General features: G+C 68.4%; 6 protein-coding genes and 1 pseudogene. All 7 read right to left on the reverse strand.

What is annotated here, in order from left to right; genetic code table 11:
* Positions 1-31 precede the first annotated feature (31 nt).
* Positions 32-2,392: a TonB-dependent receptor gene (locus PO768_RS11895; protein WP_272646235.1), complete on the reverse strand. Its 2,361-nt coding sequence runs from the start codon at positions 2,390-2,392 to the stop codon at positions 32-34.
* Positions 2,393-2,580: 188 nt separating this feature from the next.
* Positions 2,581-3,630: a LacI family DNA-binding transcriptional regulator gene (locus tag PO768_RS11900; RefSeq protein WP_137942718.1), complete on the reverse strand. Its 1,050-nt coding sequence runs from the start codon at positions 3,628-3,630 to the stop codon at positions 2,581-2,583.
* Positions 3,631-3,657: 27 nt separating this feature from the next.
* Entirely contained in the window at positions 3,658-4,056 is a 399-nt protein-coding gene (locus PO768_RS11905; protein WP_137942717.1) for a VOC family protein, read from the reverse strand.
* A gap of 61 nt (positions 4,057-4,117) precedes the next feature.
* Complete coding sequence (locus PO768_RS11910) at positions 4,118-4,753, reverse strand: pyridoxamine 5'-phosphate oxidase family protein (RefSeq protein ID WP_272646236.1); 636 nt, start codon at positions 4,751-4,753, stop codon at positions 4,118-4,120.
* Entirely contained in the window at positions 4,753-5,424 is a 672-nt protein-coding gene (locus PO768_RS11915; RefSeq protein ID WP_442953219.1) for a DUF4197 domain-containing protein, read from the reverse strand. The genes PO768_RS11910 and PO768_RS11915 overlap by 1 nt, the downstream gene beginning before the upstream one ends.
* A gap of 41 nt (positions 5,425-5,465) precedes the next feature.
* Entirely contained in the window at positions 5,466-6,410 is a 945-nt protein-coding gene (locus PO768_RS11920; protein ID WP_272646237.1) for a nucleoside hydrolase, read from the reverse strand.
* Positions 6,407-6,751, reverse strand: a pseudogene (locus tag PO768_RS11925) (fumarylacetoacetate hydrolase family protein); the annotation flags it as partial. The gene PO768_RS11920 and the pseudogene PO768_RS11925, both read right to left, overlap by 4 nt.

Below are 6,751 nucleotides of genomic sequence, written 5' to 3' on the forward strand. Positions count from 1 at the left end.
GCCGCCATCACGCTGCCCTCGCTCGGCCGCCTCAGAAGCGGTAAGCCGCCTTGACGCCATAGGTGCGCGGCGGGTTGTAGAAGCTCACCCAGGTGCTGGTGTCGCCGATCCAGGAGGCATCGGTCTTGACCATCTTGTCGGTGGCGTTGTTGACAAAGGCCTCCAGCTCCCAGCGGCCCTTGCCGTCCTCGTAGCGCAGGCTCAGGTCGACCTTGCTGTAGGCCTTTTGCGTGCGCGCCTCGGCGAAGGAGCCGGGCTTCACCGCGGCGGTAGGCGCGGTGTTGAAGTTGCTCAGATAGCTGCGGGCCTGGTAGTGCACGCCGATGCGCGGCGTCAGCCGGCCGCTACCCAGCGCGAAGTCATGCTCGAAGGCCAGCGTGGTGCTGAACTTGGGCGCATGCGGCAGCTTCGAGCCCTTCAGATTGACGAAGTTGGCGGTGTTATTGCAGTCCAGAAGGGCCGAATCGCAGGTCAGGAAGTCGTCGTACTGCGCGTTCAGCACCGAGGCATTGCCCATCAGCCGCGCGTCGCGCGTCAGGCGCCAGCTCAGCTCGGCCTCGACGCCCTTGATCGTCGCCTTCGCGGCATTGCTGGTGACGAGCTGCTGCTGGCCATTGGGCTGGTACTCGATGGCCGAGACCTGCATGTCCTTGTACTTCATCCAGAAGGCCGCGAGGTTCAGCGCCAGGCTGCGCTGGAAGAACTCGGCCTTGGCACCCAGCTCCACATTGGTCAGCTTTTCCGGCAGGTGGCGCCGGCCGCCGTCCGACAGGCCGCCGGACTTGAAGCCGGTGGACAGGGTCGCATAGGTCAGCAGATCGGGGCTGGCCTTGAACTCGCCGCGCAGCAGATAAGTGGAGGCGTCGTCGCTGGTGCGGCCATCATTGGCACCGCCGCCGGGCCAGGTGCCGGGCGCATGGACGCTGCCGCAGCTGGCCACATCGACCGGCCCGCCGGGGCCGATCAGGCGGCCGCCGTTGGCGATGGTGGCGCCGAAGTCGGGGCAGACCCAGTTGCGGCCGCCGACGTCCTGCTTCTTCTCGTCGGTGTAGCGGGCGCCGGCGGTCAGCTTCAGGTCCTTGGTTAAGGCAAAGGTCCCCTGACCGAACACCGCCTTGGAATCCAGGGTGCGCTTGGGCTGGATGAAGGACATGGCCCAGGCCACATCGGTCGGCAGCACCGGATTGATCACGATGGGACCGGCGCCGGCCGCGACCGCCGTCTTCGAGATGTCGATGTCGAAGCGGATCTTGTTGTCTTCCTTGATCATGAAGGCGCCGGCGATCCACTGGAAGGGCCCGCTGCCAGTGCTCTTCAGATTGACTTCATGGGTGTAGTTGTCGAACTGCGACCACTCGGTGCGGTGCTCCTGCTTGAAGCCCGGCTGGGTGCCGGCATCGTTGTCGCTGGCGTTCTGGCGCTTGAGCCGGCTCCAGCTGCCGATATAGCTGAACTCGATCGCATCGCTGGGCCGCCAGTCGACACGGCCGCGGTAGGTGATGATGTCCTGGTCCAGATGTCCGGGCGTGTCGATCAGCGCCGAGCGCAGTTTCTGGCCGGGGCGCGGCTGCTGCATCAGCGAGACCTGGCCGGTGCCCTGGTCGCGGTAGTACTCGGCCGCGACGGTGGCGGTCAGCGCGGGGCTGGGCTCCCAGAGCAGGGTGCTGCGCACGCCGGCTTGGTCGGAAGCGCCGTATTTGCGCGCGCCCGGCTGCACATTGGAGCGGGCCTGGAAGTCCACCCAGCCGTCCTGCTTTTCCTGGATCGCGGCGACCCGCAGCGCCAGCGTCTCGCCCAGCGGCACATTGAGCGCGCCCTGCAGCGTCGTGCGGTTGCGGTCGCCCAGCAGCATGCTGCCCGAGCCGCCGAACTGGCCAAGCTTGGGCTTGGCGGTGTTCAGATTGACCGAGCCGGCCGTCGCATTGCGGCCGAACAGGGTGCCCTGCGGGCCGCGCGCCACCTCGACGCTCTCCAGGTCATACATCAGCACCGTCGCGCCCTGCGGCCGCGGCGAGTAGACGCCGTCCACATGGAAGGCCACGGCCGGATCGCCCAGCTCGGTATGGTTGGTCGAGCCGATGCCGCGCAGGAAGACGTGGACGCCGCCCGAGTCGCCGTGCTGCTCGATGCTCAGGTTGGGCACCAGGGCCTGCATCGTCGACAGATCCTTGACGCCGGCGCGCTCCAGCTCTTTTTGCGTCAGCGCGGTCACGGCCAGCGGCGTGTCCTGCACAAAGGTCAGGCGCTTGGTGGCCGACACCGTGACGCGCTCCAGCGCGGTCGGCGCCTCGGTGCTGGACTGGGCCATGGCTGGGCCCGAAGCGCCGAATCCGGCCAGGATCGCGGCGGGCACCAGGGCCAGCCGCAGGCATGCGGTCTTGTTTGCGATCATCTTTGTCTCCATCCATCGGTGTGGTCGGAACGCCGTCGGGTGGGCCCGGCGACGCGGTGGAATCCGGCCCGGTCTGATGCCGCGCCTGTTGTCTTCCTACGCAATTGACAACGTTGTCTTTATTGCTTGAGCGAATTCTGACAACGTTGTCATTCCTGGTCAACAAAGGGTCTTCCCGTAGTTTTGCTTCAGGCTTTCTGGACCGCCCCACGGCGACGCCCGGACGGCGCATGCGGCAGTGCCGAGGTCGAATCGCGCACCACCAACTCATGCGCAATCACCCGGGGGCCGGGCTCGCCATCGGGCGCGATCAGCAGGTCCACCGCCGCGCGCGCCATCGCCGCGACCGGCTGGCGCACCGTGGTCAGCGGCGGCCAGACCAGGCTGGCCGCCGGCGAATCGTCGAAGCCGGCGATCGACAGATCGGCCGGCACCGCCAGGCCCAGACGCTGGGCCGCCGCCAGCACGCCCAGCGCCATATCGTCATTGCTGGCAAACACCGCCGTGGGCCGCTGGCGCCGGCTCAGCAAGGCGTGCGCGCCCTCGACGCCGGACGGGTAGGTGAAGTCGCCCTGGTAGACCAGCTCGGGCTCGACCGCCAGCCCATGGGCCTGCATCGCCTGCGCAAAGCCCTGATAGCGCAGCGCGGAGGCGGCCTGGTCGGTGGCGCCGCGGATGAAGCCGATATGGCGATGACCCAGGCTCAGCAGCAGATTCGTCACCTCCTCGGCCGCCTGCACATCGTCCATGCGCACGACCGCGCTGCGCTCGTCGGGCAGCCCGGGCGACATCTGCACGCAGGGCGTGTTGCTGTCGCGCAGTGCCTTCAGCACCTTGGGGTTGTCGCAGATCGGCGGCGCCAGAATCATGCCGTCCGGCCGCAGCGCCGACAGCATGCGCTCGACCTGGCTCTCGATGTCCGGCGCATCGTTGTCCAGCGACTCCACCACCAGGTGATAGCCGGCCTCGCGGCAGCGCAGGGTCGCGCCCTGCTGCACGCCGCCGACAAAGGCCGCGCTGGGGTCGTAGTACAGCAGCCCGATCAGGAAGGAGCGCGCCCCGGCCAGGCTGCGCGCCGACAGCTTGGGCCGGTACTTCAGCTCGGCCACCACCTTCAGCACCTGCTCGCGCGTCTCCTCATGCACGCCCGGCTCATGGTTCAGGACCCGCGAGACGGTCTTGATGGAGACGCCGGCCTGTGCGGCGACATCGACAATGGTGGGGGCGCGGGGGTTCATGGGTTCGCAGTATGGCTGCGGCGAGGGCTAGGCCACCGTGTTGATGACGGCCTCGATACGCCAACCGTCCGGATCGACAACATAGGCAGCGTAGTAGTCGGGGCCGTAGTCGGGCCGAAGACCGGGGGCACCATTGTCTTGCCCACCGCTGCGCATGGCGGCCTCGTAGAAGCTGTCGACCGCCTCCCGGCTTGGCGCCGAGAAGGCGAGATGAAACCCCGGGCCAGGGGCGACGGCTCCGTTCGGACACTGCTTCAGCGCCAGCTTGTCGCCGCCGCCGGGCTCCCCGTAGCCCACCGCTTGCGTGTCTTCATCGCCCTCGAAATCCGTCCACACACGCACATAGCCCAGAGGCTGCAGGACCGCGTCGTAGAAATCGGCGGCCCGCCGCAGGTTTCGAACGCCGAACGAGAGGTGATGGAGCATAGGCACGGCCTTGAGAAACTGTATAAAAAATCAGTATATCGAGGCAGCCGGCCCGCTCCACTCAATACATCGTCAGCCGCTGCCGCTCCTCCAGCGCCGCGTCATAGGCGGCGCCATCGACCCGCGCGCTCAGGGCCTGCAGGATGCTGCCGGTCGACGGCAAGGCGCTGCGCTCGATCTGGGCGGCCGGCTCCCACAGCCCCGAGCGCTTGATCGCGCGGGCGCACTGGAAGAACACCAGCTTCACCTCGATGACCAGCACCGAGCGGGGCAGCTTGCCCTCGAACTCGAAGCGCTGCAGCAGGGCCGGCGCCGCGCTGATGCGGGCCCTGCCGTTGACACGCAAGGCCTCGCCGATGCCGGGGATCAGGAAGAGCAGCGCGACCTCGGGGTCGTGCAGCACATTGCGCAAGCTGTCGATGCGGTTGTTGCCGCGCCGGTCGGGCAGCAGCAGGGTCTTCTCATCGGCCACCGTGACGAAGCCCGGCGCATCGCCGCGCGGCGAGGTGTCCAGCCCGCGCGGGCCGCGCGTGGCCAGCACCGCGAAGGGCGCGGCCTCGATAAAGGGCCGGTACAGCGGATGGATGTGGTCGCACTCCTTGTCCAGCGTGGCCGGCGCCTCGGGCGGCGGATAGAGGCTTCGCAGCTGGTCCAGGCTGCCGAGGTCGTGGCTGCGGTCCTGCCAGGCTGAACTCATCACAGCGCTCCGAAGACCTTCTTCAGGATCGCGCTGCCGGTGCCGACCGGGTCCTTGCGGATCTTCTTTTCCTCCTCGCCGATCATCAGGAACAGACCGTCCAGCGCCTTGCCCGTCACATACTGCTGGATATTGGCGTCCTCGCTGCGGATCAGGCCCATGCCGGCCGCCTTGCCGGCCACCGCGTTGTACTTGTCGGCCAGCTTCACCTTCTGGGTCGCCCGGCTCACGATGGGCAGGAACTTCTGGCCCAGCGGCTCGCGGGTCTTGCCGGCAAAGAACTGGGTGGCGGCATCGTCGCCGCCGCGCAGAATCTTCAGGCCGTCCTCGACGCTCATGCTCTTCACCGCCGCCACCAGCAGGCTCTTGGCTTCCGGCACCGCCGCCTCGGCCGCGCGGTTCATCGCGGTCAGCAGCTCGTCGACGCGCTTGCCCTGGCCGGTGGCCTTCAGCAGCTTGGCGCCATCCTTCAGATAACCCGGCAGCTCGATGCGCACCAGCGGGTTGCCCAGAAAGCCATCGGGCTTGCCGAGCAGACCGACGGCGGCGATCGCGCCGCGCTCCAGCGCCGTGCGGATGCCGGACGCGGCATCGGTCTCATTGAGCGCGGCCCGCGCGCCAAAGGCCGGCAGCAGCAGCACAGCAGAACAGACAAAGTGACGACGATGCAGCATGACGCGAGGCTCCCTTGAATCGAGGGCCTATCTTGCCATCAGCCGAGCCGGGCCAGCCGCTCGGTGATCAGCGCATAAAAACCATCGGCATCCAGTCCGCCCAGCACATGGGCGTTGGCCGGCTTGCCGGTCACGCCCCACCAGTCGATCACGGTCATGCCCTGGGTCAGCGGGCTGGCGGTCTCGATCGCGACATGGCAGTCGCGGCCGGTGAACAGCTCGGGGCGCAGCAGCCAGGCGATCACGCAGGGGTCGTGCAGCGGCCCGCCCTCCTGGCCATACTTCTGCTCGTCGAAGCGCTCGAAGAACTCCAGCCATAGCGCGACGGCCTCGCCCAGCAGCGTGCCCAGCGCCCGGATCGCGGCGACGCGCGCTCGCGTGGTCAGCGCCTGGTGCGTGACATCCAGCGGCGCCATCGTGATCGGCACGCCGGAGCGGAACACCAGATCGGCCGCATGCGGGTCCACATAGATATTGAACTCGGCCGCCGGCGTGATGTTGCCGCCCTCGAAGCCGCCTCCGCCCATCAGCACGATGCGCTCGATGCGGGCCGCGATGCGCGGCTCGCGCGCCAGCGCCAGCGCGATATTGGTCAGCGGACCCAGCGGGCACAGGGTCACGCTGTCCTCGCGCATCAAGGTGTCGATCAGGAAGTCCACCGCATGGCCCTCGGCCAGCGCCAGCGTCGGCTCCGGCAGCGTCGGGCCATCGAGCCCGGTCTTGCCATGGACGAACTCGGCGGTCACCAGCGGTTTGAGCAGCGGCCGGTCGGCACCGGCGTAGACCGGGATGTCGCGTCGGCCGGCCAGCTCGCAGACCATCAGCGCATTGCGGCTGGTCAAGGCCAGCGGCACATTGCCGGCCACCGTCGTCAGGCCCAGCACCTCCAGCTCCGGGCTGGCCAGCGCCAGCAGGATCGCGACCGCATCGTCCTGACCCGGGTCGGTGTCGATGATGATCTTCTTGCGTGGGTTCGTCGTCATGCCAAGGCCTCCACATCCTGGTCGATCGCGCTGAAGGGGCTCAGCCCGTCCGCGCTCTTGAGTTCGAGGCGCAGCGAGTCGCCGAATTTCAGTGCTGGCAAGGCCTGCAGGTCCAGCGGCTCGCTGCCGACGAGGCTGCCGGCCCGCAGCCGGCGCGTCCGGGCCGCATGGGCGATCAGCTGCCCCAGATGCCAGCGCCCCCCCGTCTCGCTGCCGACGCCGCCACTCTTGCGTCCGTTCACCATGGCCTGCAGCGTCAGCCGGGCGCGCCCGCCCTGCCAGGCCTCGCCGAGCTCGTCGGGCGTCAGCGCCACCGGCGCGAAGGCGGTGGCGGGCCGGCT

The organism is Paucibacter sp. XJ19-41 (assembly GCF_028462495.1).
Classification (GTDB): domain Bacteria; phylum Pseudomonadota; class Gammaproteobacteria; order Burkholderiales; family Burkholderiaceae_C; genus Roseateles_E.